This window comes from Bradyrhizobium ontarionense, from assembly GCF_021088345.1.
GTDB lineage: Bacteria > Pseudomonadota > Alphaproteobacteria > Rhizobiales > Xanthobacteraceae > Bradyrhizobium > Bradyrhizobium ontarionense.
The window spans coordinates 7,503,414-7,526,000 of the sequence record NZ_CP088156.1; the positions used below are offsets into that span (position 1 = coordinate 7,503,414).

Here is a 22,587-nt window from a genome sequence, read left to right on the forward strand (position 1 = left end):
TGGCGCCCCCAGGGGGCGTGGTTAAGGTTCTGGCGTGACTTGGGGATACCTGAACGTGAGTCGGTTTCGCGAGGGGCGGCCGGCGGGACACTCAGGTGGGGTCTTGGGCGATCGTCGATGAAATTCAGCCGGCAAACAACGCTTCGTTCGCAAGCCACCGTCAGCGGTGTAGGTGTTCACTCCGGCGCTCCCGTCAATCTGACCATCGGCCCCGCGCCGATCGATGCTGGCATCGTCTTTGTCCGGACCGGGCTCGATGGGGCCGACCGCGAGGTCCAGGCGACCTTCGGTTCGGTCATCGCCACCGAACTCGCGACTGTCCTCGGTGACCGCAACGGTCCGTTGGTGTCGACCGCCGAGCATGTTCTGGCCGCGTTGCGTGGCATGGGGATCGACAACGCTCTGATCGAGGTCGATGGTCCCGAAGTTCCGATCATGGATGGCAGTGCCGCACCGTTCGTGGCTGCGATCGAACAGGCCGGTGTGATGTCGCAGTCGGCGGCGCGCCGCTACATCCAGGTGCTGAAGCCGGTTCAGGTCGCGATGGGCGCCTCGTTCGGCGAGTTGCGTCCAAACAGCACGGGTTTCCACGTCGAGGTCGAGATCGACTTCAGCAACCCGGTGATCGGTCGCCAAGCCTACCATTTCGAGCTCGTTCCCGAGCGGTTCCGCCGCGAGATCGCCCGCGCCCGTACGTTCGGCTGCATGAGCGACGTCTCGCGTCTGTGGAGCGCGGGTTTCGCGCTGGGGTCCTCGTTCGAGAACACGCTGGTGTTCGACGAGGATCGTCTGCTCAATCCCGAAGGCCTCCGCTACGCCGACGAATGCGCCCGTCACAAGGTGCTGGACGCGATTGGTGATCTGGCCCTGGCCGGTCTCCCGATGCTCGGAACCTACCGGTCGGTGCGTGGCGGTCACAAGCTGAACCATGCGGTCCTGACCGCGCTGATGGCTGATCGCACCGCTTGGCGGGTGATCGAGGGTGAGACGGTGCGTCGTCCCCGCGTCGCAGCCGAGGTTGCCGGCGGCATGGTCGGAGGCATGATCGCCCCGGCGTTCGGTCCGGACGTGTCCTGAGACCTGACCGATCGTTCTCGGCGACCTGAAGTTTCGCGACTGGGTTGCGGCGTGGCTTGCGGCTGATTGCCGTCCCAACTATTTTGTGACCGGTTGTTTCAGGGGCGCCGTGGCGCATCCCGGCCCGCGCGGCAAATACACGTTTTCCAACGGCTTTTTCCGCGCTAACCATGATCGAATACCGTCGTCCGGGTCTCGCCTTAATCCGGGCGAATTGCCTGCCTATGCGGTTGGTTGACGATGATTTTTCAGTTAGAGAGGCCGGCGTAGCGTGATGCGCGCCGCGGGTGGAACTCTTCCTTCGCGTTCATGAGACGACGTTCATGGTGCGCGGCGTAGATCAGATCACAGGCATCAGGTTCCGAAGAAGCATGTCGATACAGCGTCTCACGCGCGAATTTCGTCGCCCCGCAGCGAGCATCGGCCGGCTTCGCCTTGCCGGCTCACTCGTCCTGCTCGCGCTGCCCTTGAGTGGCTGCGGCACGGGCGGGCTCTGGGACAAGTTCATGGCCAAGGACGACACGTTCGTCGATGAGCCCGCGGACAAGCTCTATAACGAGGGCTTGTACCTGATGAACGAGAAGAAGGACGTCAAAGGCGCGACCAAGAAGTTCGAGGAGGTCGATCGCCAGCATCCTTATTCGGATTGGGCCCGCAAATCGCTGCTGATGTCGGCTTACGCCTCCTACCAGGCCGCTGACTATGATGGCTGCATCGGCGCCGCCACCCGCTACGTGACCCTGCATCCGGGCAGCCCGGACGCCGCCTACGCGCAATACCTGATTGCCGCGTCGCATTACGACCAGATTCCCGATATCAGCCGCGACCAGGGCCGCACCGAGAAGGCCATCGCCTCCCTGGAAGAGGTGGTGCGCAAATATCCGAACTCCGAATACGCCACCAATGCCAAGGCCAAGATGGAGGGCGCCCGCGATCAGCTCGCCGGCAAGGAGATGGATGTCGGCCGGTACTACATGCAGAAGCGGGACTACACGGCGGCCATCAACCGCTTCAAGACCGTCGTGACGCAGTACCAGACGACGCGTCACGTCGAGGAGGCCTTGTTCCGGTTGACCGAGGCCTACATGGCCATCGGCATCGTCGGCGAGGCACAGACCGCGGCAGCCGTGCTCGGGCACAATTTTCCCGATAGCCGCTGGTACAAGGATGCCTACGGTCTCGTGAAGTCCGGCGGCGTGGAGCCCGAGGAGAACAAGGGGTCCTATATCTCCAGGGCGTTCAAGAAGCTCGGGCTGGGCTGAGCCGACGTCAACACCACGCCTGGATAGTTCCAGCTCGCGATATTCTTGTTTTGTTCTCATTGTTCTGGTAGGGTCGAGTCGTTCGCTCAGGGGCTTGCTGCCCCCTTACGAAGGACTTTGGCCTCCATGCTGGCGCGACTGTCGATCCGTGACATCGTCCTGATCGAACGACTCGATCTCGAGTTTTCCAATGGGCTTGCGGTGCTGACCGGCGAGACCGGTGCCGGCAAGTCGATCCTGCTCGATGCCTTCGCGCTCGCTCTCGGCGGACGTGGTGACGCCAGCCTGGTGCGCCATGGGGCCGACCAGGGCCAGGTCACGGCCGTGTTCGAGATCGGCAAGGAGCATCCGGCGGCGCGCATCCTGGCGGACAACGGCCTGGATGCCGACGGCGAGATGATCCTGCGCCGCGTCCAGTATGGCGACGGCCGCACCCGCGCCTTCATCAACGACCAGTCCGTCAGCGTGCAGACGCTGAAGGGGATCGGCGCCACGCTGGTCGAGATCCATGGCCAGCATGACGAGCGCGCGCTGGTCGACGCCGCCACCCACCGTCGGCTGCTCGATGCCTTTGCGGGCCTGGAAAAGGATGTCGCAGCGGTCGAGTCGCTGTGGGCCGCGCGCCGGACCGCCACCACCGCGCTGGACGAGCATCGTGCCGGCATGGAGCGCGCCGCGCGGGAGGCCGACTATCTGCGCCATGCCTCGGACGAGCTGAAGAAGCTGGCTCCCAAGGAGGGCGAGGAGACCCAGCTCGCCGCCCGGCGCACCGCGATGATGCAGGGCGAGAAGATCGCGGGCGATCTCCGCGACGCCCAGGACGCGGTCAGCGGGCATCAGTCGCCGATCGCCGCGCTCGCCGCGGCGGTGCGCCGGCTGGAGCGCCGCGCGGTCAGCTCGCCCGCGCTGGTCGATCCGGCGGTGAAGGCGATCGATTCGGCGATCAACGCTCTGGAAGAGGCCGACCAGCATCTGACGGTGGCGCTCGCGGCCACCGACTTCGATCCCCTAGAGCTGGAGCGCATCGAGGAACGGCTGTTCGCGCTGCGCGCCGCTGCGCGCAAATACTCGACGCCTGTCGATGGGCTGGCGGCGCTGGCTGCCAAATATGCCGCCGATGTCGTCATGATCGATGCCGGCGCCGAGCAACTGAAGAAGCTCGAGGCAGCGGCTGCGGCGGCGGATGCGCGCTATGCCGCGGCGGCGGCCAAGCTGTCGGCGGCGCGGACCAAGGCCGCGGACAAGCTGAACCGGGCCGTCCAGGCCGAGCTCGCCCCGCTCAAGCTGGAACGCGCCAAGTTCATGACCCAGGTCGACAGTGACGCGGAGGCGCCGGGGCCCGAAGGCATCGACCGCGTCGAATTCTGGGTCCAGACCAATCCCGGCACGCGGCCCGGTCCGATGATGAAGGTTGCCTCCGGCGGTGAGCTGTCGCGGTTCCTGCTGGCGTTGAAGGTCGTGCTGTCCGATCGCGGCTCGGCCCCGACGCTGGTGTTCGACGAGATCGACACGGGTGTCGGCGGTGCGGTCGCGGATGCCATCGGCGCCCGGCTGGCGCGGCTCGCGCACCGGGTCCAGGTGATGGCGGTGACGCATGCGCCGCAGGTTGCGGCAAGGGCGGACCAGCATCTCTTGATCTCGAAGGATGCGCTCGATCGTGGTAAGCGAGTCGTGACCCGGGTCAATACGCTCGCCACCCTGCACCGCCGCGAGGAGATCGCGCGCATGCTGGCCGGCGCCGAGGTCACCGCCGAGGCCCGCGCCGCCGCCGACCGGCTGCTGGAGGCCGCTGCGGCGTAGCCCAGGGCTTCGTATCGAGGCTTCGTATCGAGGCCTCGGATCGAGGCTTCGGACCAAACGCTTTTGGCAGCGAAGCGGGCATTGTGTACACCGTCATCCCGGGAGCCCTTGGCTTTGCCCGGGAATGACGAGCAGATGATACGCAGCATGCCGAAAACGCCGAAACCGAAGCAGCCCGTCGACGTCGCCGATCTCACCAAGGCGCAGGCCAAGGTGGAATGGAAGCGGCTGGCGCTGGAGCTCGAAACCCACGACCGGCTCTACTACCAGGACGACGCACCGAAGATTTCGGATGCCGACTACGACGAGCTGCGCCGCCGCTTCAACGCCATCGAGAAGCGCTTCCCTGAGCTCGTCAGCAGCGAGTCGCCGTCGCAGAAGGTCGGAGCTGCGCCATCCGGCCGCTTCAAGAAGGTGCGGCACGCGGTGCCGATGCTGTCGCTCGACAACGCCTTCGCCGAGGAGGATGTGCGCGACTTTGCCGGCCGCATCGCGCGCTTCCTCAAGCTTGCGGATGACAGCATCGATTTCTCCGCCGAGCCGAAGATCGACGGGCTCTCGATGTCGCTGCGCTACGAGGGTGGCGAGCTCGTCACGGCGGCGACGCGCGGCGACGGCGCCGAGGGCGAGGACGTCACCGCCAACATCCGGACCTTGAAGGACGTGCCGCACAAGCTGCACGGCCGGAACCTGCCCGATATCTGCGAGGTCCGGGGCGAGGTCTACATGACGAAGCAGGCGTTCCTCGCGCTCAACGAGCGGCAGAAGGAAGCCGGTGACACCGTCTTCGCCAATCCGCGCAATTCGGCTGCAGGCTCGCTGCGCCAGAAAGATCCGACCATCACGGCCTCGCGGCCGCTCGGCTTCTTCGCCTATGCCTGGGGCGAGATCAGCGGGCCGTCTCCGGCCGACACCCAGACCGGCATGATCAAATGGTTCGAGCGCTGCGGCTTCACCACCAACCCGCTCACCAGGCTCTGCCACTCGGTCGAGGAGCTGCTCGCGTTCCATCGTTCCATCGAGGAGCAGCGCGCCGAGCTCGACTACGACATCGACGGCGTCGTCTACAAGGTCGATCGCATCGACTGGCAGGAGCGGCTCGGCTTCGTGTCGCGCACGCCGCGCTGGGGCATCGCGCACAAGTTTCCGGCCGAGCGCGCCATGACCGTGCTCAAGGACATCGAGATCCAGGTCGGCCGCACCGGCTCGTTCACGCCGGTGGGGAAGCTGGAGCCGGTCGGCGTCGGCGGCGTCATCGTGCAGAACGTGACCCTGCACAACGAGGACTACATCAAGGGCATCGGCAACAAGGGTGAGGTGCTGCGCGAGGGGCGCGACATCCGGATCGGCGACACCGTGGTGATCCAGCGCGCCGGCGACGTGATCCCGCAGGTGGTCGATGTCCTCATCGACAAGCGGCCCGAGCATGCGAAGGAGTTTCATTTTCCCAAGAAATGCCCGTGTCCGCTGCACACCGACGTCGTGCGTGAGGAGATCGCAACCGGCGAGGAGGGCTCGCGGGCGCGCTGCACCGGCGAGTTCGCCTGCCCCTATCAGAGGATCGAGCATCTCAAGCTGTTCGCCTCGCGCCGCGCCTTCGACATCGACGGTCTCGGCGAGAAGCAGATCCAGTTCTTCTTCGATCAGGGTTGGGTCAAGGAGCCCGCCGACATCTTCACCCTTGCGGCGCGCAACGCCAAGCTGAAGCTGGAAGAGATCGAGGGTTATGGCGAGACCTCGGTGCGCAACCTCTTCAACGCCATCGATGCGCGGCGCGAGATCGCGCTGGAGCGCTTCATCTATGCGCTCGGCATGCGCCATGTCGGCGAGACCACGGCGCTTGCGCTGGCGCGCGGCTATGGCTCATGGGAGGCGTTCCACGATGCCTGCCTCAAGGTGGCCAAGGCGGACGAGGAGGCGATCGCCGAGATGGACGCGCTCGACCAGATCGGCGACACCGTGATCAAGAGCGTCGCCGCCTATTTCGGCGAGGACCACAACCTCGGCATCGTAGAGCGGCTGACGAAAGAGGTGAAGATCCTGGACGCCGAGAAGCCGAAGCGCAATTCGCCGATTGCCGCCAAGACGGTGGTGTTCACGGGCACGCTGGAAAAGATGACGCGCGACGAGGCCAAGGCGACTGCGGAGCGGCTCGGTGCCAAAGTGTCGGGCTCGGTCTCGAAGAAGACGGACTACGTCGTCGCCGGCCCCGGCGCGGGCTCGAAGCTGAAAGACGCGCAGAAGCACGGCGTGCAGGTGCTCACCGAGGACGAGTGGCTGCAGCTGATCGCGGAGTAGCAGGTCCGCAGTGGTTTGCGACAGGCGCAGATTGCCACACTCGCAACTGTCATCATCCGCGAAAGCGGATGATCCAGTATTCCAGAGGCAGTTGATATTGAAGCGATCCGTCTCGGCGTGCTGGATACCCGCCTTCGCGGGCACGACACCGAGGGTGACGCGCGGTTGTGCAGTCCCTCACATCCGTGGGTCACATCACCCCGGCCTCGTCCTCCTCCGCCTGCTCGATCAGCTCCTTCGTCACCATCACCGAGACGCGCGGGACCAGGAAGATCATGCTGGCGACGCAGGCGAACGACAGCACGAGGATCGCCGATGTCAGCGGCAGCGTGGAGGCGAAATGGCCGCCGAGCCAGGCGCCGAGCTGCGACGTCAGCGCGCCCACGCCCATCTGCAGGAAGCCCATGGCGCCTGACGCGGTGCCGGCCGCGCCTGGCCGGACGCTGATGGCGCCGGCCGCGGAGTTCGCCATGACCGCGGCGTTGGCGAACATGATCAGCATCTGCGTGCCGAACAGCACCGAAGGCACCTGGTTGAAGCCGAAGGTGCTCCACGCGAAGTTCATCGCGGCGCCGGTGAGTTGCAGCGCCAGCCCGAACCAGATCAGCCGGTCGAGCGAATGGCGCGGCGAGAACCGCACGCAGAACAGGTTGCCGACGAAATAGGCGAAGCCGGTGGTCGCAAACCACGCGCCATATTCGGCCGATGATCGGCCCATCTGCATTTCGACGATGTAGGGGCCGCCGCCGGCAAAGGCGAAGATGATCTGCGACGCCAGCACCTGGCACAGCACATAGCCGAGGAAGGCGCGGCTTTTCACCAGCACCCCGACATCGCGCCGGAAGCTGGCGCCTTCGATGCGGGCGGCGCGCGTTTCCGGCAGCGCCAGCGTCACGGCGATCGCGATCACGATCGACAAGGCCGCCGCAACGTAGAAGATTGCGTGCCAGCCGAACGCGGTTTCGATCAGGCCGCCGGTCAGCGGCGACAGCATCTGCGCGATCATCATGACCGCGACGACCAGGCTGATCATCGCGCCGATCCGTTCGCGCGGATAGAGATCGCGGATGATGGCGCGGCTGATCACCATGCCGCTGGCGCCGCCGAGCGCCTGGAAGAAGCGCGCGGCGATCAGTTGCGGCAGGGTGTCGGCGAAGATGCAACTGACGCTCGCGACGATCGACAGCGCGAGGCCCGCGAGCATCACCGGGCGGCGGCCGTAACGGTCCGACAGCGGGCCCAGCAGCAATTGCGAGATCGCGATTCCCACCATGTAGAACGACACCGTCATCTGCACGACGGAGGCGTCGCGCCCGAACGTGGTCGCGAGCATCGGCAGCGCCGGCACCAGCAGGTACAGCGAGATCGGCGCCAGCCCGGTCATGACGACAAGGAGGATCAGCACCGTGCGCGATGGCGTGGCGCGCAGCGGCGCTGCCAAAGGCGGCTTGCTGATCATTCCGTGCATGGAGGCGTCGCTTGGATCGTTTCGGACGCAGCCCAATGTAGCGACCTTCCGCACCACGGAAATGCCTGTTTCCGCATGCGGCCATGCCGGCAGCGGGACAGTTGCAACCCGGATCAGCCACCGCGCGGTGCAGAGTTTCCACAGTGAGTGTCCGGGGATGGCAAGGGCTCGCCAGGCGATCGTGTAGTTCGTAGGGTGGGCATAGCGGTCGCCGCAAGGCGGCAGCGTGCCCACCGCCGATCAGCGAATTCACCAGCCAGACGGTGGGCACGGCGCCGCTACGATCTCGAATGAGGAGACCATATGGCTGCGCCTTTGCCCACCTTACGGTTCTTGGCCCGGAGCGTTAGAGTGGCGCCGTCGCCTGATCGAGCCAGCGCTGATCCGTCTCGTCGAGCGCAGCACGGACTGCCTCTCTGACTCGCGCGTGATAAGCGTCGAGCCAGGCTCGCTCGTCGCTGCCCAGCATCGACACGTCGATCGGCCGGCGGTCGATCGGCGCCAAGGTCAGCGCCTCGAAGCCGTTCATCGGCTTCTCCGCGCCAGCGACGTCCTTCGCCACCACGAGCTCGAGGTTCTCGATGCGGATGCCGAAGGCGTCGGTCTTGTAGTAGCCCGGCTCGTTGGACAGGATCATGCCGCGCTTCAGCGCCGTCGTGCCGAGCTTGGAGATCCGCGCCGGCCCCTCATGCACCGACAGATAGCTGCCGACGCCATGGCCGGTGCCGTGCTCGAAATCGATGCCGGCCTGCCACAGGAACTGCCGCGCCAGGGTGTCGAGCTGGGCGCCGGTGGCGCCGTCCGGGAAGACCGCGCGCGCGATCGCAAGATGCCCGCGCAGCACGCGGGTGAAGCGGTCGCGCATCTCGTCGGTCGGCACGCCCACGGCGATCGTGCGCGTCACGTCGGTGGTGCCGTCCTCATATTGCGCGCCGGAATCGATCAACAGCAGATCGCCCGGCATGATGCGCCGGTTGCTCTTGCGGGTGACGCGATAGTGGACGATGGCCCCGTTCGGGCCGGTGCCGGAGATGGTCGGAAACGAAACGTCCTTGAGCGCCCCGGTGTCGCGGCGGAAGCTCTCCAGCGCTTCGACGGCGTCGATCTCCGTCAACGTGCCTTTCGGCGCCTCACGGTCGATGAAGGCCAGGAAGCGGACGAGCGCGACCGCATCGCGCCGGTGCGCGCGGCGCGTGCCCTCGATCTCGACCGCGTTCTTGGCGGCCTTGAGCAGGCTGACCGGATCGGCGCCGCGCACCGGCTTGCCGCCGGCGCCCTGGATCAGCCGCGTCAGCGCGTCCGCTGCGGTGGCGCTGTCGAGCGCGATCGCCGCGCCTGACTGGGCCAGCTGGGTCAGCCGCGGCGTCAACGCGTCCGGCTCAGCCACCTCGGCGCTCTGTTCGAGATGGTCGTGCGTGAGGTTCGAGAGTTTGCGGTGATCGATGAAGATCGTCGGTCGCCCGCTCTTCGGCACGACCGCATAGGACAGCGGCAGCGGCGTGTGGGAGACATCGCTGCCGCGAATGTTGAAGGTCCATGCAACATTGTGCGAATCGGACAGCACCAGCGCCTCGACCCCGAGCCGCTCGATCTCCTGGCGGATTCGGCCGAGCTTGTCCGCTTCGATCTCGCCGGATAATTCCACACCATGGACGGAGACGGCGCCGAGGGGCGGCAAAGGGCGCTCCGTCCAGACGCTGTCGATTGGATTGCCCTCGACCGGCACCAGCTCCGCGCCGGCCTTGGCGCAGGCGGCGGAAAGACGTTCCGCCGCGGCCGTCGTATGCAGCCACGGATCGAAGCCTATGCGATCACCGCTCTGCAGATGGCGCGTCAGCCAGCTCTCCGGCGGCGGCTCGATCAGCGATTCCACCGTCCACGCCTTGCCGTCGACCTGCTTGCCGGCCTGCAATGTGTAGCGGCCGTCGACGAGGATCGCGGCCTCCTGCGACAGTACGATCGCCAGTCCGGCCGAGCCGGTGAAGCCGGTCAGCCAGGCGAGCCGTTCGTCGGAGGGGGGCACATATTCGTTCTGCTGCTGATCGGCGCGAGGCACGATGAAGCCGGTCAGCTTTCGCCGCGCGAGTTCCTCGCGGAGAGCGGCCAGCCGCGCCGTCAGTGCGACACCTGTTTCGGGTTCTTCGAACGTCTGGAAATGAGCTTCGAACATCGTTCTCATACTTTAGGAGCGGGGCCCGTTCACCGCAATCGCGCTCTCCTCACATCGAGGTGCAGCGCACGAAGAATCTCCTTGCATTCGCCAGTGCAAAAAGATTTGCTGTCTCATGGCCGTCATCCGGAAGAGATGCGGCGAGGAAACGGTTGGATGTGACGACCACGATCGTAAAGATCATCCACGGTCGCGCAATCCGGGGAGTGCCTCAACTCAACGGCGAGGGGATGCACGATGCCTGCTTTTACCTTCGAGAAGCTGTCGGCGCCGACGCCAATTGGACCGGCGCCCGCGCCCGCCGAGAAGCCGCGTAGCGCGCTGGCCGATCTCGTGAATCGTCTGGTCGAACCGCGCCGTCGGCGTGCGCAGCGTGAGCGAACTGATTCCGCTGCTCAGCAGGCCAAGCCAAAGACCTAACAGCTCTCAATTCGTTTCGTGATCCGCTTCGTTTCGTGACCCGCTCGGTCGCTCATTGGACTTTTCGCAGCAGCAGGCTGCTCCAACCCTCGATCTTCAAATGCCGGACTGGAACCAGGCCGCGCGCGCGATAGGCCGCGAGGACGGCGCGCGCCTGCGTGGTTAACAGGCCGGACAGGATCACATGGGCGCCAGGTGCCAGGTGGCGTTGCATCGGTGCGGCCAGCTGCCGAAGCGGATTGGCGAGGATGTTCGCCAGCACCAAGTCGAAGGGACCTTGGTTGGCAAAGTCATCCGCAGCAAAGCCGGTGGCGCGGATCACCTGGACCAGGGGCCCGACGCCGTTGAGGCGGGCATTGTCCCGCGCCACCATGACCGAGGGTGCATCGATGTCGCTCGCCAGCACGCGGCGATGCCGCGCCTTGGCCGCGGCGATGGCCAGCACGCCGGTGCCGGTGCCGAGATCCAGCACGCGCCGCGGCGTCCGCGCCTTCAAGATGTGGTCGAGCAGCAGCAGGCAGCCGCGCGTCGTGCCATGGTGGCCGGTGCCGAAGGCCAGCGCCGCCTCGATCTCGATCCCGAGCCTGTTGGCGGGCACCCTGGCCCTGTCGTGGCTGCCATGGACCATGAAGCGGCCGGCTGGAACCGGGACGAGGTCGTCCAGACTGGCCTTGACCCAGTCCTTGGCCTCGACCACCTCGAAGGCGAGGCTCTCGGCGACGGCGGTACCTGCCGCCCCGCCCACGAGCTCGCGCACAAGGTCCTGATCGGGCGGATCGGCGAAATGGACCGTCACGTCCCAGCGCCCGTCCGGGCGCTCGAAGGCTGCGACCGCAGCGTCGCCGTCGAAGAACACCTCCGTGAGCACGTCGACGGCCTGGCGCGCGGTGGCTTCATCCGCAACCGTGAAGCTGGCCTTGTGAGTGGCGGGGGTAGCGGTAGAGGTCATCTGAGGGGTCCGGAGAAGATTTTCCCGGCGTGGTTAAGCGATCTGACGGCCAGCGCAAGTGCGGCAATCGAAACCTGCGCGTCTGATACACCTTTCGATTGTGGGTTACCGCCGTAAATGCTCATAAAAGTTGTGCTGTATTTCCTGCGAAATATCCCGCCACTTGAATTTCGATCGTTATCTCAACCTTAGGTTATTGCTGGATAATGTTCCTCACGTGGGAACCGGATCGTCCTCGGTTCCTGGGTTGGGAAACGAGGTACAGATGAAGACCTTTGTCTTGAAATTCTTGCGTGATGAATCCGGCGCCACCGCCATCGAATATGGTCTCATTGCGGCCGGCATTTCGCTGGCGATCATCGCGGCCGTGAACGGGCTGGGCACCTCGCTCAGCAGCAAGTTCGAATCCATCAACACGTCACTGAAGTAATCTGCCTTCCAGAGCGGCGTTCTCGAAGGACCGGGCCACTACGCCCGGTTTTTCATTTTGCCGGGCGTCACGGGCTGAACTGGTTTATCCGGCAGTGTCTCAGCTTGAAATTTACCGAAATTGGGAACGCTCGTTCGGCCCCTCCCATTTCCCAACGGGCGGGTCTGTCAGCTTTTGGAGTTGGCCTTGTCTGGACCTAGCCTAGAAGATTCTGCACCCAGCACGGATATGGAACTGGATGCAGGCATCAGAAGAGCGGTGCTGGTGCTCCGATCTGGTGGCATCGAAACGTTCGAGTCGTGCGAAGGCGGACCTGGTCACGCCTTCCCCGACCCGACCGTAAAATTTGAGGGGAGTGCTTGGGCGGGCTACAAGGCGCTTGCGGTTGCAATGGAGCACGGATTGCCGGTGCTCCGAATGCAGCGCGTCTATGGGGTGATGGATGGTCAGTTGGAGGGGCCGTGGTGGGAATTAGTTTTCCGCACCACGGTTCGGAATGAAGCCGATTAGCTGAGCCGCTGGCAATGCTCGCACTTCGGGCGACCGCCAGTGCCAGAAGCCAGATATTGCCGTTCGATATTGTTGCCCTCAGTGCACTTGTCGTTGTCATGATAAACGTTTTTGGTGTTCGGCTTTTTCGAATGAAACGGCGCTACCTTAGCCATTGTATTACTCTCCGCGCCGGAATTGGCGCGTCGAACACTTTGAATGAGTCGCACAACCTATGGGAGTCTTTTTTAAGACAGCAACTTTTACCCATTGCTCTCGACCGCTTCGCACTTCTTATAGGGACTGCGAACGGCCGGGACTGGGTTTGACTGCATCGATCAGGCCAACCACGTCCGTCATCTTCATGACGCGATCAATCAGGCCAGCGGCCACAGTCGGAGTGGCGCCCAGCGTCTTATGGACAAACTTCTTGTTGAAGGCATTACACAGCTGTCCCCAGGTTTCGAGGCCGCTTCCAGGTTGCTATCCGCAGCCTTTTCCCGGAATTGCCAACAGATTTGTCCACAGGCTTCTCAACCGCCTGTCCTCAGCCGAACAGGGCGCGATGGTCGGCCAGGATGGCCTGGGCGGCATTGTGGCCGGGCGCGCCGGTGACGCCGCCGCCCGGATGGCTGCCCGATCCGCAATGGTACAGGCCCCTCAACGGTGAGCGATAATCGGCGTGACCGAGCATCGGGCGGGCCGAGAACAGCTGGTTCAGGGTCAGCGCGCCGTGGAAGATGTCGCCGCCCAGAAGGCCGAACTGCCGTTCGAGATCGAGCGGCGACAGGGCCTGGCGGCCGATCACGCTGGCGGCGAACCCCGGCGCATAGCGGTCCACGGTCGCGATCATCAAGTCGGCGACCTCCTCGCGATGATCATCCCAGGAGCGGCCCTCCGGCAGCTCGGGCGCGACGTGCTGGCAGAACAGGCTGGCGACGTGCTGCCCGGGCGGCGCGAGCGTGGCGTCGAGCGTGGAGGGGATCAGCAACTCGACGACGGGATCGCGGCTCCAGCCATGCGCCCGGGCGTCGAGATAGGCCTGCTCCATGTAGCCGAGGCTGGGGCTGAGGATGATCCCGGCCGATAGATGATCGCCCCCGCCGGGCAGTGCGTTGAACGAAGGCAGCCGGCTCAGCGCGACATTCATGCGGAACGTGCCGGAGGCGTTGCGCCAGTTGCGGATGCGGCTCAGGAACGCCTCCGGCAGGGCGCCAGCCGGTACCAGGCGCGTATAGAGCAGCTTCGGATTGACGTTGGCCGCGACATAGCGCGCACGGAGGGCGCGGCCATCCTCGAGCACGACGCCGACGGCGCGGTCGCGCTCGACGATCACCTCGCGTACGCCGCAATCCACCTCGACCAGCGTTCCAAACTCGTGAAGCGCACGGGCCATCGCTTGCGTGATCGCACCCATGCCGCCGATCGCATGGCCCCATACGCCCTTCTTGCCATTCACCTCGCCGAAGGCGTGATGCAGCATCACGTAGGCGGAACCGGCCGCGTAAGGGCTGGCGTAGTTGCCGACGATCGCATCGAAGCCGAACAGCGCCTTCACCAGATCTGTCTCGAAGATCTCATCGAGCATCTCGCCGGCGGAGCGTGTGAACAGGTCGAGCAGATCGCGCTGCTGCTCCAGCGACAGCGTGCGCAGCGTGTTGGCGGTGCCGAGCGCGTTGATGCCCTCACGGATAGCGGCCAGCCCGAACTGCGGGACGAGGTTCGGCGGTGCCCGCAGCACGAGGCTGCGCAGCACGTCCGCTATCGCCTCGAGGCGTGCCGAGAACGGGCCGATGGCATCGGCATCGCGGTGGCTTAGCCGCGCCACCGAGGCCTGCGTGCGGCCCTCGCCGGTCAGGAGATAACGGCCATCCGGCGAGGGGAGGAAGTTCTGGGCGCGGCGCTCGACGATCTCGAGCCCGTGCGCGTGCAGCCTGAGGTCGGAGATGACGCGCGGATTGAGCAGGCTCACCGTGTAGGACGCGACGGAATTGCGGAAGCCCGGATGAAACTCCTCGGTCACCGCGGCGCCGCCGACCACCTTGCGGCGTTCGACCACATGCACGCGCAGGCCCGCCATGGCGAGATAGGCCGCGCAGGTCAGGCCGTTATGGCCCGCTCCGATGATGATGGCGTCGGTTTCGTTCATGTCCGCTTCAAAAAGCCCTGATTAATGACCAACACGTCTCGGCTGCGGGGAACTGCTCCTCGGAGAGCGTGCTGTCGCCCCGGATCGGCGCGCCGTCAAGGGAAACTCCATTTGCCGCGGCTGCTCGCCATACCGCCCTGCGATCCGCTATGTCTCGTCTGCACGTCGCGGTCCGCCCGCCGCCTGAGGCCGGGCGAGCCGCCGCTGGAGTTGTCATGACCTCAATCGCCTCGTCCGCCGCCGTCGCTCAGCCCTCCGCCGCACGCAATCGGCTCGTTCTCGTCGTCTATACCGCCGCGATCTTCGTCAGCGCGCTGCTGCTGTTCTCGGTGCAGCCGCTGTTCACCAAGATGGTGCTGCCGCGGCTCGGCGGCTCGCCGGCGGTGTGGTCGGTGGCGATGGTGTTCTTCCAGGCCCTGCTGCTTGCGGGCTACGCCTACGCGCATTTTCTCACCCAGCTGCGCAGCCGCGTGCTCCCCGTGGCCATCCACCTGCTGCTGCTCGGCTTTGCCATCCTGACGCTGCCGCTGTCGATCGCCGGCCATTGGGGCGATCCGCCGACGTCAGGCTATGCGCTCTGGCTGCTCGGCCTCTTTACTGTGTCGATCGGCCTGCCGTTCTTCGCGCTCGCTGCCAACAATCCGCTGCTGCAGGCGTGGTTCGTGCGCACAGGTCATCCTGCGGGTCCCGATCCGTACTTTCTCTATGCGTCGTCGAACATCGGCAGCTTCCTGGCGCTGCTGTCCTACCCCGTGCTGATCGAGCCGATCTTCAGCCTGCGGGTGCAGAACCTGATCTGGACCGGCGGCTATGGCGTGCTGATCGCGCTGATCGCCAGTTGTGGCGTCCTGCTGCTGCGTTCGCCCGTCCTCGTCGTCAGCATGCTCCAGGGCGAGGACCGCGACGCCCCGGCGCCGACCTGGCTACTGCGTGCGCGCTGGATCTTCCTGGCCGCGGTGCCGTCGGGGCTCTTGATCGCGGTGACCGCGCACATCTCGACCGACGTCGCTGCCGCGCCGCTGCTCTGGGTGCTGCCGCTGTCGCTCTATCTGCTCACCTGGGTGCTGGTGTTCCAGTCGCGGCCGCTGCTGCCGCACAAATGGATGCTGGCGCTGCAGCCGGTGGCGATTGCCGGCGTCGTCATTCTGCTCGCGTTCGGCGGCGAGCAGAATCTCGCGCTCACGCTCGGCGGTCATCAGCTGTGCTTCTTCGTGATCGCGATGGCCTGTCACGGCGAGCTCGCGCGCACGCGGCCGCCGGCGAAGTATCTCACCGGCTTCTATGTCGCGCTGTCGTTCGGAGGCATGGTCGGCGGCCTGTTCGCCGGGCTGATCGCGCCGTTTACCTTCTCCTGGGTCGCCGAGTATCCGATCCTGCTTGCGCTCGCGGCACTGTGCCGGCCGAGCGAGAAGGCCGAGCGGCTGCCGCTGGTCACGCGCTGGTACTGGATCGCGCTGGCGGCGATCGCGATCGCACTGCTGGTGCCGGCCGGCATGACCGGCAAGGTGACGGCCTATCTCGAGGATCATCGCGTCTATGTCGCAGGCGCGGTGGGCGTGCTCGCTGCCCTGATCGCGCTGCTGTTGAATGGCGGCCGCTGGAAGGTGTTCGCGACCGCGGCTCTCGCGCTGGTCCTGATCCGCGCCTATCCGGCCGACGACGGCCGCGTCGAGACCGTGCGGAGCTTCTTCGGCGTGCACAAGATCGTGGTGACGTCCGACGGGCACTACCACGTGCTGATGCACGGCACGACGATTCACGGCGCGGAGAAATATCTCAATGCCGACGGCTCGAAGGTGACCGGGCGTCCCGAGCCGATCACCTACTATCACAAGGACGGCGGCATCGGGCGCGCCATCACCGCGATCCGCGAGCGCAAGGGCGCGCCGCTGAGGGTCGCCGTGATCGGCGTCGGGGCCGGCACCCTGACCTGCGCGGCGGAGCCCGGCGAGAGCTGGACCTTCTTCGAGATCGACCAGACCATGGTCGATACCGCGCGCGACCCGAAATATTTCAGCTACATCAGGAATTGCGCGCCCGACGTGAAGCCCGTGATCGGTGACGCCAGGCTCACCTTCGCCAGGGAGCCCGACGGTGCCTATGACGTCATCATCGTCGATGCCTATTCGTCCGATGCGATCCCGATCCATCTGGCGACGGAGGAGGCGATGGCGATCTACAAGGCCAAGCTGGCGCCGCAGGGCGCGGTCGTGATGCACGTCTCCAACCGCCACCTGGAGCTCGAGAGCGTCGTGGTCGGCATCGCCGACGCCAACGACCTGAAGAGCTGGGTCTACAACGAGGATTCCGGACGCGACGACGAGTACATCTTCTCGACCGATGTCGTCGTCAGCGCGCGCGAGGAGGCCGACGTCGGCAAGCTCGCATCATCGGACAAATGGACCGAGACCGAGCCGACCGACGGCGAGCGGGTCTGGACCGACGACTATTCCAATGTTCTCGGTGCGGTCTACCGGCGGCTGCGCGACGGCGAATAGAGGGGCGGGGTCGCTCGTCATTTGCAGGCGTCTCCTGCCTACCAGCGCGGCCACGATTGCGCGCCGCGGCTATACCTGTTGCATGAGCTAGGAGGTGCGTGCCTCGGCTGAAAGCGAACCTGGTTTGCATCGCGTCATGGGTTCTCCAGGCATGCAGAATCCCAGTCGGGCCTGCCGCATCGCAAAACGCAGCGCTCTCGTGCTTTCTGCGCGGGCCTCTGTTGCGTGCCTGTCATGACCATGCTACCTTGAGGTGCGCCCCTCATTCGGGGCGCCAGCGCGGCAAATCTCAGTTGATCTCAGCGACGAGGGCGGTTTGACCTCGCTTTCCAGAGCGAAACCATCACTCGGGTGCTGTCCAGACTGAGACGTGCTGTGCTGTCCGAACGGGGGCGGGCCGAAAATGTCTTTCGTGAGTACAAAAGTGCCGGCTGCATCAAAGCAAGCTGGCTTCACAGGGGAGGGGTTCAATGAAGCGTCTTTGGATTGCCGGTGCGTCTGCTTTGATGTCGATGGCGCTCGGTCTCGGCTCGGCGGGAGCCGCGGACAAGAAGGTGCTGGCCTTCGTGGTCAATGGTGCGTCCGACTTCTGGAAGATCGCCGAGGCCGGCCTCAAGAAGGCGCAAGGCGAGCTGCCCAATTACAGCCTGCAGCTCAAATATCCCGAGCAGGCGGCAGCCGCCGTGCAGCAGCGGATGCTGGATGACCTGGTCGCGGCCGGCGCTGCCGGAATCATGGTGAGCGCCGTCGACCCGAAGAACCAGACCGAGCACCTCAACAAGGTCGCCGCACAGACGGTGCTCTTCACCACCGACAGCGACGCGCCGCAATCGAAGCGCATCGCCTATATCGGCTCCTCCAACACCGAGCTCGGCAAGGACGCAGGCAAGCTGATACTCAAGGCGCTGCCGAACGGCGGCAAGTGCGTCGGCTTCGTCGGTCTGCCCGGCGCCGACAATGCGCGCGAGCGCATCGAAGGCGTGAAGGAGATCATCAAAGGCTCCAAGGTCGAGCTGGTCGACGTCCGCGGCGACGAGATCGACCAGACCCGTGCCAAGCGCAATGTCGAGGACATCCTGGCCAAGATGCCCGATGTCAGCTGCCTGGTCGGCTTCTACTCCTACAATACGCCGCGCATCTACGAGGTGTTGAAGGAGGCGGGCAAGCTCGACAAGATCAAGATCATCGGCTTTGACGAGGATCCGATCACGCTCGGCGGCGTCAACGAGGGCAGCATCGTCGGGACCGTGGTGCAGCAGCCGTTCGAGTGGGGCTATCAGGGCATGAAGCTGATGGCGAAAGTCATCGAGGGCGACAAGTCCGGGATTCCCGCAAACGGCATCATCATCGTGCCCGGCAAGGTCATCGACAAATCGAATGTCGCGGACTTCATGGCCCAGATGAAGCAGATGCTGCAGAAGTAGAAGACGCAAGGGAGTGCCGGCACGGCCCGCAGTCCGGACGTCGAAAGCAACCCAACCGGCGGATGATCCAATCCCGCCGGTTGGGTTTGCGGTCGGTCCCGTCACGCTGGCGACCTCGGCCTGAATGCAGCCCACATGGCAGAGCCGTTTCTCGAACTGGTCGACATCAGCAAGATCTATCCCGGCGTGGTCGCGCTCGACCACGTCAGCTTCTCCGTGGCGCCAGGCGAGGTGATCGCGCTGGTCGGCGAGAATGGCGCCGGCAAGTCGACCTTGATGCGCGTGCTCGGTGGCGTCGTCGAGCCGAGCGGTGGTCTCATCCGGGTCGACGGTATCGAGCGTCGGACGCTGAGCGTGACGGACGCGATCAAGGCCGGGATCGCTTTCGTCCACCAGGAACTCAATCTGTTCGACAATCTGGACGTCGCTGCCAACGTCTTCATCGGCCGCGAGCCGGTCTATGGCGGGCCGTTGAAGCTGATCGATCGCAAGCGGCTCCACGCCAAGGTGCGGCCGCTGCTCGAGCGCCTGGGGGCGGATTTCGCAGCCGATGCGCCGTTGGCCTCGCTGTCGCTGGCCCAGCGCCAGCTGGTCGAGATCATCAAGGCGCTGTCGCTCGACGCCCGCCTCGTCATCATGGACGAGCCGACCTCCAGCCTGACGTTGACGGAGACGGACCGGCTGATGCAGGTGATCGCCGGCTTGAAGGCGGAAGGCGTCAGCGTCATCTTCATCACGCACCGACTGAACGAGGTGCAGCAATGCGCAGACCGCGCGATGGTGCTGCGCGACGGGCGCATGGTCGGTGCGCTGGCGCGGTCCGAGCTGACGCCGGCGGCAATGATCCGGCTGATGATCGGGCGCGATCTCAAATCGCTCTACGTGCCGCCGGCGGCGCCTCCGGGCGACACCGTGCTCGACATCGTCGACGCCGTCACCGAGACCTATCCGGAGCGGGCCGTCAGCCTGCAGATCCGCCGCGGCGAAATTCTCGGGCTTGCGGGCCTCGTCGGCTCGGGGCGCACCGAGTTGGCGCGCGCCATTTTCGGGGTCGATCCATTGCAGGGCGGCGGCATCAGGCTCGAGGGCGAGCCGATCCGCATTTCGACGCCGCGCGCGGCGATCGCGCACGGCATCTACCTGATTCCGGAGGACCGCAAGGCCTGCGGCCTGCTGCTCGACCTCTCGATCGCCGAGAACATCTCGCTGCCCGATCTTGCATCCTATTCGCGCTGGTTCCTGGTGGATACCGAGCGCGAGGCCCGGAACGCGAACGGCCTGCGCGAGCAACTCAAGATCCGTACGCCCGACGTGGCAACCTTGGCCGCAGCGCTGTCCGGCGGCAATCAGCAGAAGGTCGTGCTCGCCAAATGGCTGTCGATGCGGCCGAAGGTCCTGATCTTCGACGAGCCGACCCGCGGCGTCGATGTCGGGGCCAAGCATGAGATCTACGAGATGCTGCGTCGTCTGACCGATGCCGGCGTCGCCATCTTGATGATCTCGAGCGACATGGAAGAGGTGATCGGGGTGAGCGATCGGATTGCGGTGATGCACGAGGGCGCGATTTCGGGCTTTCTGGAGCGCAGCGAGTTCAGCGAGCACCACGTGCTGAAGCTTGCCGTCGGCGAAATGATCGAGGTGAGGGACCGTGCGTAAGAAAGATTTGAGCCTGCTGGTCCTGATTCTCGTGGTCGGCGCAGTCGTCGCCCTCATCAACCCGCGTTTTCTGTACGCCGGCAATCTGTCCAACACCGCCAACCAGATCGGGATGTTCGGCATCTTCTCCATTGCGGAAGCCTGCGTCATCATCATCGGCGGCATCGAGCTGTCGGTCGGCTCGGTGATTGCGCTGCTCGGCGTGCTGTTCATCGACCTGATCGTCAACCATGACGTCAACTGGATCCTGGCTTTCGCGCTCATCATCGCAGGCGGACTTGCGATCGGTGCCGCGCATGGCACGCTCGTCACCAAGATGAAGATACAGCCCTTCGTGGTCACGCTCTGCGGGCTTTTGATCTATCGCGGCGCCGCGCGCTATTACACGGAGGACGCCACTGCCGGGTTCGGTTTCGGCGCCAGCTTCCCAATGCTCGAATGGCTGACCACGGGCCGGACCAACGTGCTCGGCTTTCCGTTGCCGCACAGCGTGGTGGCGCTCGCCATCGTTACGACGATCGCATGGGTGGTGCTGCATCGCTCGGTGTTCGGCCGCTATCTCTATGCGGTCGGCAAGAACGAGGAGGCGGCGCGCTATTCCGGCATCCGGTCCGACCGGATCGTGATATCGGCCTATGTGATCTGTGGCGGCCTGACCGCGCTCGCCGCGGTCCTGATCGCGATGTATACGCGGTCGATCTCACCGGCAGTGCACGGTTCGTTCTATGAGCTTTACGCCATCGCGGCGGCGGTGCTCGGCGGCTGTTCGCTGCGTGGCGGGGAAGGCTCGGTCATCGGCGTCGTGCTGGGTACGATCCTGCTGCAGGTCCTGCAGAATCTGGTCAACCTGCTCGGCATTCCGAGCTCGCTCAATTTCGCCGTGATGGGCACGGTGATCCTCATCGGCGTGCTGGCTGACCAGTATCTGGTACAGCGCCGGCAGCGCGTTCCCGCCGTTCGGGAGCAGGCCGGCACCGAACGCACGCCGGCTGCGCTCGAGCGCGTCAGCGCGGAGTGAGGTGACCGGCTGGGCGCGCGCACGCGCCCAGCGAACGTGCCTCAGTCCTGATAGGTGTTATAGCCGCGCGGCTGATAATAGGACCGCGGCTGATAGTAGCGCGGCTGCGCGTAGCTCGGATTGCCGTTGTCGTAGTAATATGACTGAGACTGTTGCTGCTGGGGATAGGCCTGCGCATCGTAGACGCGGCGGCCGGCGCCGCCCGGCGCCGGATAGCGCGCGCCGGTGTCGCTGCCGTCAGCCGGGTAGATGTAGCCGTCATCCGGGCGCTGCTGCGGAACGACCTGGCGTCCCGGCAGCAACTGCGGCTGCGGCGTCAGCACGACAGGTTCGCCATTGTTGTCGTATTGCGGCTGAACCTCGCGGCGGGCCACGGCCGTGCCGCGGCGCGGATTGCGTGCCAGCGCGATCTCGGCCGAACCGGTCAGGGTCACGGTGGTGTTGAGCACGCCGTCCTTCTGCACGAGGTCGTAGAGCGTCGTGGCGTTGGCCTTCGACAGCCGGACACAGCCATGAGAGGCCGGCGTTCCGAGCCGGCCTTCCGAATCGGTGCCATGAATGGCGTGACCGACCTTCGTGAAGAAGATCGAGTGCGGCATCGGCGCGTCGTCGAATTCCTTGGAAAAGTGATCGGCTTCCATGCGGAAGGCGCGGAAGGCGCCATTCGGCGTCTCGCGCGACGGAATGCCGGTCGACACCGGCCAACGATAGCGCTCCACGCCATCGACCGCGACCGTCATGATCTGGTTGTTCTTGTCGACGGTGATGTCGATCTTGGCCAGAGCCGGCGTGGTCGACAGCAAGGCGAAGCCGGCGAGTACAAAAAATGTGGTACGCATCTAACCTCTGGCCTCCAGGCCGTAATATTTCATTCGCGCCGCAGCTTCTGATCCCGCCGCCTGCACTATGTCGCAGGACAGGCATTTGTTCCAGCCTGCGCCCATCTCAACCTTAATTGTGGAGGCGACGCAGGCCAAGGCGAGGGGCTCGGCGAGGTGGTGACAATTTCGCGACGGAGACGGTCTCGGTTTAGCAAAGCTCTAAATCGACTGTATTCGTGCGGGCCCGAAACTTTTTCGCCGCATCTGCGTTCCAAAAGTCCCTCCATGCAGATACCGGTGCTCAAAATGCTTACGATGAAGGCCAGGACGGCGGTCCTCGACGACCGGACGCCGCAGCGATTTACCTATGTGCTGGCGGCGCTTGCCCTGTTCATTCTTGCGCTGGCCTGGCTCGCTCTGCCGCACTTGGCCCATGCCCAGGGCATCGTCCGCGGCGCCCAGGAAGGCTCCCATGAAGGTAACCGGATCGGCGGGCCGGTCGGCGGTGTCGTCGGCGGCGCGGTGGGCGCCGGCGTCGGCGGCGCAGTCGGAGCCGTGGAAGGCGTGCTCGGCATCCCCCATCGGTCCTATTACCACCGTCACTATCACTGCCGTGGCTACCGGGACGGCTACGGCCACTTCCATTGCTATCGATGAG

The 22,587-nt window shown here is 65.1% G+C and carries 17 protein-coding genes; 12 read left to right on the plus strand and 5 right to left on the minus strand.

Features of this window, described 5'->3' with window-relative positions; translation table 11 throughout:
• Positions 1-117 precede the first annotated feature (117 nt).
• The 4 genes from lpxC (at position 118) to ligA (ending at position 6,437) form a co-directional block, all read left to right on the plus strand.
• Positions 118-1,077 carry a UDP-3-O-acyl-N-acetylglucosamine deacetylase gene (gene lpxC, locus LQG66_RS32925; RefSeq protein WP_231319959.1) on the plus strand — a complete coding sequence of 320 codons (960 nt, stop codon included), beginning with the start codon at positions 118-120 and terminating at the stop codon, positions 1,075-1,077.
• 371 nt (positions 1,078-1,448) lie between these two features.
• The gene (locus LQG66_RS32930; RefSeq protein ID WP_231319960.1) at positions 1,449-2,339 is read left to right on the plus strand and encodes an outer membrane protein assembly factor BamD; all 891 of its coding nucleotides are present in this window, start codon (positions 1,449-1,451) and stop codon (positions 2,337-2,339) included.
• A 126-nt stretch (positions 2,340-2,465) separates the two neighbouring features.
• On the plus strand, positions 2,466-4,139 hold the full coding sequence (gene recN, locus LQG66_RS32935) for a DNA repair protein RecN (RefSeq protein WP_231319961.1): 1,674 nt from the start codon (positions 2,466-2,468) through the stop codon (positions 4,137-4,139).
• A 147-nt stretch (positions 4,140-4,286) separates the two neighbouring features.
• Positions 4,287-6,437: an NAD-dependent DNA ligase LigA gene (gene ligA / locus LQG66_RS32940; RefSeq protein WP_231319962.1), complete on the plus strand. Its 2,151-nt coding sequence runs from the start codon at positions 4,287-4,289 to the stop codon at positions 6,435-6,437.
• A gap of 190 nt (positions 6,438-6,627) precedes the next feature.
• Here ligA and LQG66_RS32945 read toward each other — a convergent pair whose 3' ends face one another.
• Positions 6,628-7,905, minus strand: coding sequence for a multidrug effflux MFS transporter (locus tag LQG66_RS32945; RefSeq protein ID WP_231319963.1), 1,278 nt, complete (start codon positions 7,903-7,905; stop codon positions 6,628-6,630).
• A gap of 346 nt (positions 7,906-8,251) precedes the next feature.
• Positions 8,252-10,075 (minus strand): aminopeptidase P family protein, encoded by a 1,824-nt coding sequence (locus tag LQG66_RS32950; protein WP_231319964.1) that lies wholly within the window; start codon positions 10,073-10,075, stop codon positions 8,252-8,254.
• Between the two features lie 237 nt (positions 10,076-10,312).
• Between LQG66_RS32950 and LQG66_RS32955 the strand changes: the two genes are divergently transcribed.
• Positions 10,313-10,495: a hypothetical protein gene (locus LQG66_RS32955; RefSeq protein WP_231319965.1), complete on the plus strand. Its 183-nt coding sequence runs from the start codon at positions 10,313-10,315 to the stop codon at positions 10,493-10,495.
• Positions 10,496-10,547: 52 nt separating this feature from the next.
• Here LQG66_RS32955 and LQG66_RS32960 read toward each other — a convergent pair whose 3' ends face one another.
• Positions 10,548-11,444, minus strand: coding sequence for a 50S ribosomal protein L11 methyltransferase (locus tag LQG66_RS32960; RefSeq protein ID WP_231319966.1), 897 nt, complete (start codon positions 11,442-11,444; stop codon positions 10,548-10,550).
• A gap of 265 nt (positions 11,445-11,709) precedes the next feature.
• Here LQG66_RS32960 and LQG66_RS32965 point away from each other — a divergent pair, with 265 nt between their 5' ends.
• Both LQG66_RS32965 and LQG66_RS32970 read left to right on the plus strand, forming a co-directional pair.
• Positions 11,710-11,874, plus strand: a complete 165-nt coding sequence (locus LQG66_RS32965; protein WP_231319967.1) for a Flp family type IVb pilin — start codon at positions 11,710-11,712, stop codon at positions 11,872-11,874.
• 186 nt (positions 11,875-12,060) lie between these two features.
• The gene (locus LQG66_RS32970; RefSeq protein ID WP_231319968.1) at positions 12,061-12,384 is read left to right on the plus strand and encodes a hypothetical protein; all 324 of its coding nucleotides are present in this window, start codon (positions 12,061-12,063) and stop codon (positions 12,382-12,384) included.
• Between the two features lie 526 nt (positions 12,385-12,910).
• Here the strand turns inward: LQG66_RS32970 and LQG66_RS32975 are convergent.
• Positions 12,911-14,512 (minus strand): phytoene desaturase family protein, encoded by a 1,602-nt coding sequence (locus LQG66_RS32975; RefSeq protein WP_231319969.1) that lies wholly within the window; start codon positions 14,510-14,512, stop codon positions 12,911-12,913.
• A gap of 215 nt (positions 14,513-14,727) precedes the next feature.
• Between LQG66_RS32975 and LQG66_RS32980 the strand changes: the two genes are divergently transcribed.
• The 4 genes from LQG66_RS32980 to LQG66_RS32995 all read left to right on the plus strand — a co-directional run bounded on the left by LQG66_RS32980 (position 14,728) and on the right by LQG66_RS32995 (position 21,108).
• Complete coding sequence (locus LQG66_RS32980; protein WP_231319970.1) at positions 14,728-17,010, plus strand: fused MFS/spermidine synthase; 2,283 nt, start codon at positions 14,728-14,730, stop codon at positions 17,008-17,010.
• 470 nt (positions 17,011-17,480) lie between these two features.
• The gene (locus LQG66_RS32985) at positions 17,481-18,434 is read left to right on the plus strand and encodes a sugar-binding protein (protein ID WP_231319971.1); all 954 of its coding nucleotides are present in this window, start codon (positions 17,481-17,483) and stop codon (positions 18,432-18,434) included.
• 135 nt (positions 18,435-18,569) lie between these two features.
• Positions 18,570-20,090 carry a sugar ABC transporter ATP-binding protein gene (locus LQG66_RS32990; protein WP_231319972.1) on the plus strand — a complete coding sequence of 507 codons (1,521 nt, stop codon included), beginning with the start codon at positions 18,570-18,572 and terminating at the stop codon, positions 20,088-20,090.
• A complete protein-coding gene (locus LQG66_RS32995; protein ID WP_231319973.1) occupies positions 20,083-21,108 on the plus strand; it encodes an ABC transporter permease in 1,026 nt (341 codons plus the stop codon). The genes LQG66_RS32990 and LQG66_RS32995 overlap by 8 nt, the downstream gene beginning before the upstream one ends.
• A 41-nt stretch (positions 21,109-21,149) precedes the next feature.
• Here the strand turns inward: LQG66_RS32995 and LQG66_RS33000 are convergent, their stop codons facing one another.
• The gene (locus LQG66_RS33000; RefSeq protein ID WP_231319974.1) at positions 21,150-21,947 is read right to left on the minus strand and encodes a L,D-transpeptidase; all 798 of its coding nucleotides are present in this window, start codon (positions 21,945-21,947) and stop codon (positions 21,150-21,152) included.
• Positions 21,948-22,235: 288 nt separating this feature from the next.
• Between LQG66_RS33000 and LQG66_RS33005 the strand changes: the two genes are divergently transcribed.
• Entirely contained in the window at positions 22,236-22,586 is a 351-nt protein-coding gene (locus LQG66_RS33005) for a hypothetical protein (RefSeq protein ID WP_231328047.1), read from the plus strand.
• The last annotated feature ends 1 nt before the right edge of the window (position 22,587 follow it).

Excerpts from the sequence above, each read along its gene's own strand:
- lpxC (WP_231319959.1), top strand. The coding sequence starts at position 118 with ATGAAATTCAGCCGGCAAACAACGCTTCGTTCGCAAGCCACCGTCAGC.
- LQG66_RS32930 (WP_231319960.1), top strand. The coding sequence starts at position 1,449 with ATGTCGATACAGCGTCTCACGCGCGAATTTCGTCGCCCCGCAGCGAGC.
- recN (WP_231319961.1), top strand. The coding sequence starts at position 2,466 with ATGCTGGCGCGACTGTCGATCCGTGACATCGTCCTGATCGAACGACTC.
- ligA (WP_231319962.1), top strand. The coding sequence starts at position 4,287 with ATGCCGAAAACGCCGAAACCGAAGCAGCCCGTCGACGTCGCCGATCTC.
- LQG66_RS32945 (WP_231319963.1), bottom strand. The coding sequence starts at position 7,905 with ATGCACGGAATGATCAGCAAGCCGCCTTTGGCAGCGCCGCTGCGCGCC.
- LQG66_RS32950 (WP_231319964.1), bottom strand. The coding sequence starts at position 10,075 with ATGTTCGAAGCTCATTTCCAGACGTTCGAAGAACCCGAAACAGGTGTC.
- LQG66_RS32955 (WP_231319965.1), top strand. The coding sequence starts at position 10,313 with ATGCCTGCTTTTACCTTCGAGAAGCTGTCGGCGCCGACGCCAATTGGA.
- LQG66_RS32960 (WP_231319966.1), bottom strand. The coding sequence starts at position 11,444 with ATGACCTCTACCGCTACCCCCGCCACTCACAAGGCCAGCTTCACGGTT.
- LQG66_RS32965 (WP_231319967.1), top strand. The coding sequence starts at position 11,710 with ATGAAGACCTTTGTCTTGAAATTCTTGCGTGATGAATCCGGCGCCACC.
- LQG66_RS32975 (WP_231319969.1), bottom strand. The coding sequence starts at position 14,512 with ATGAACGAAACCGACGCCATCATCATCGGAGCGGGCCATAACGGCCTG.
- LQG66_RS32980 (WP_231319970.1), top strand. The coding sequence starts at position 14,728 with ATGACCTCAATCGCCTCGTCCGCCGCCGTCGCTCAGCCCTCCGCCGCA.
- LQG66_RS32985 (WP_231319971.1), top strand. The coding sequence starts at position 17,481 with ATGAAGCGTCTTTGGATTGCCGGTGCGTCTGCTTTGATGTCGATGGCG.
- LQG66_RS32990 (WP_231319972.1), top strand. The coding sequence starts at position 18,570 with ATGGCAGAGCCGTTTCTCGAACTGGTCGACATCAGCAAGATCTATCCC.
- LQG66_RS33000 (WP_231319974.1), bottom strand. The coding sequence starts at position 21,947 with ATGCGTACCACATTTTTTGTACTCGCCGGCTTCGCCTTGCTGTCGACC.
- LQG66_RS33005 (WP_231328047.1), top strand. The coding sequence starts at position 22,236 with ATGCTTACGATGAAGGCCAGGACGGCGGTCCTCGACGACCGGACGCCG.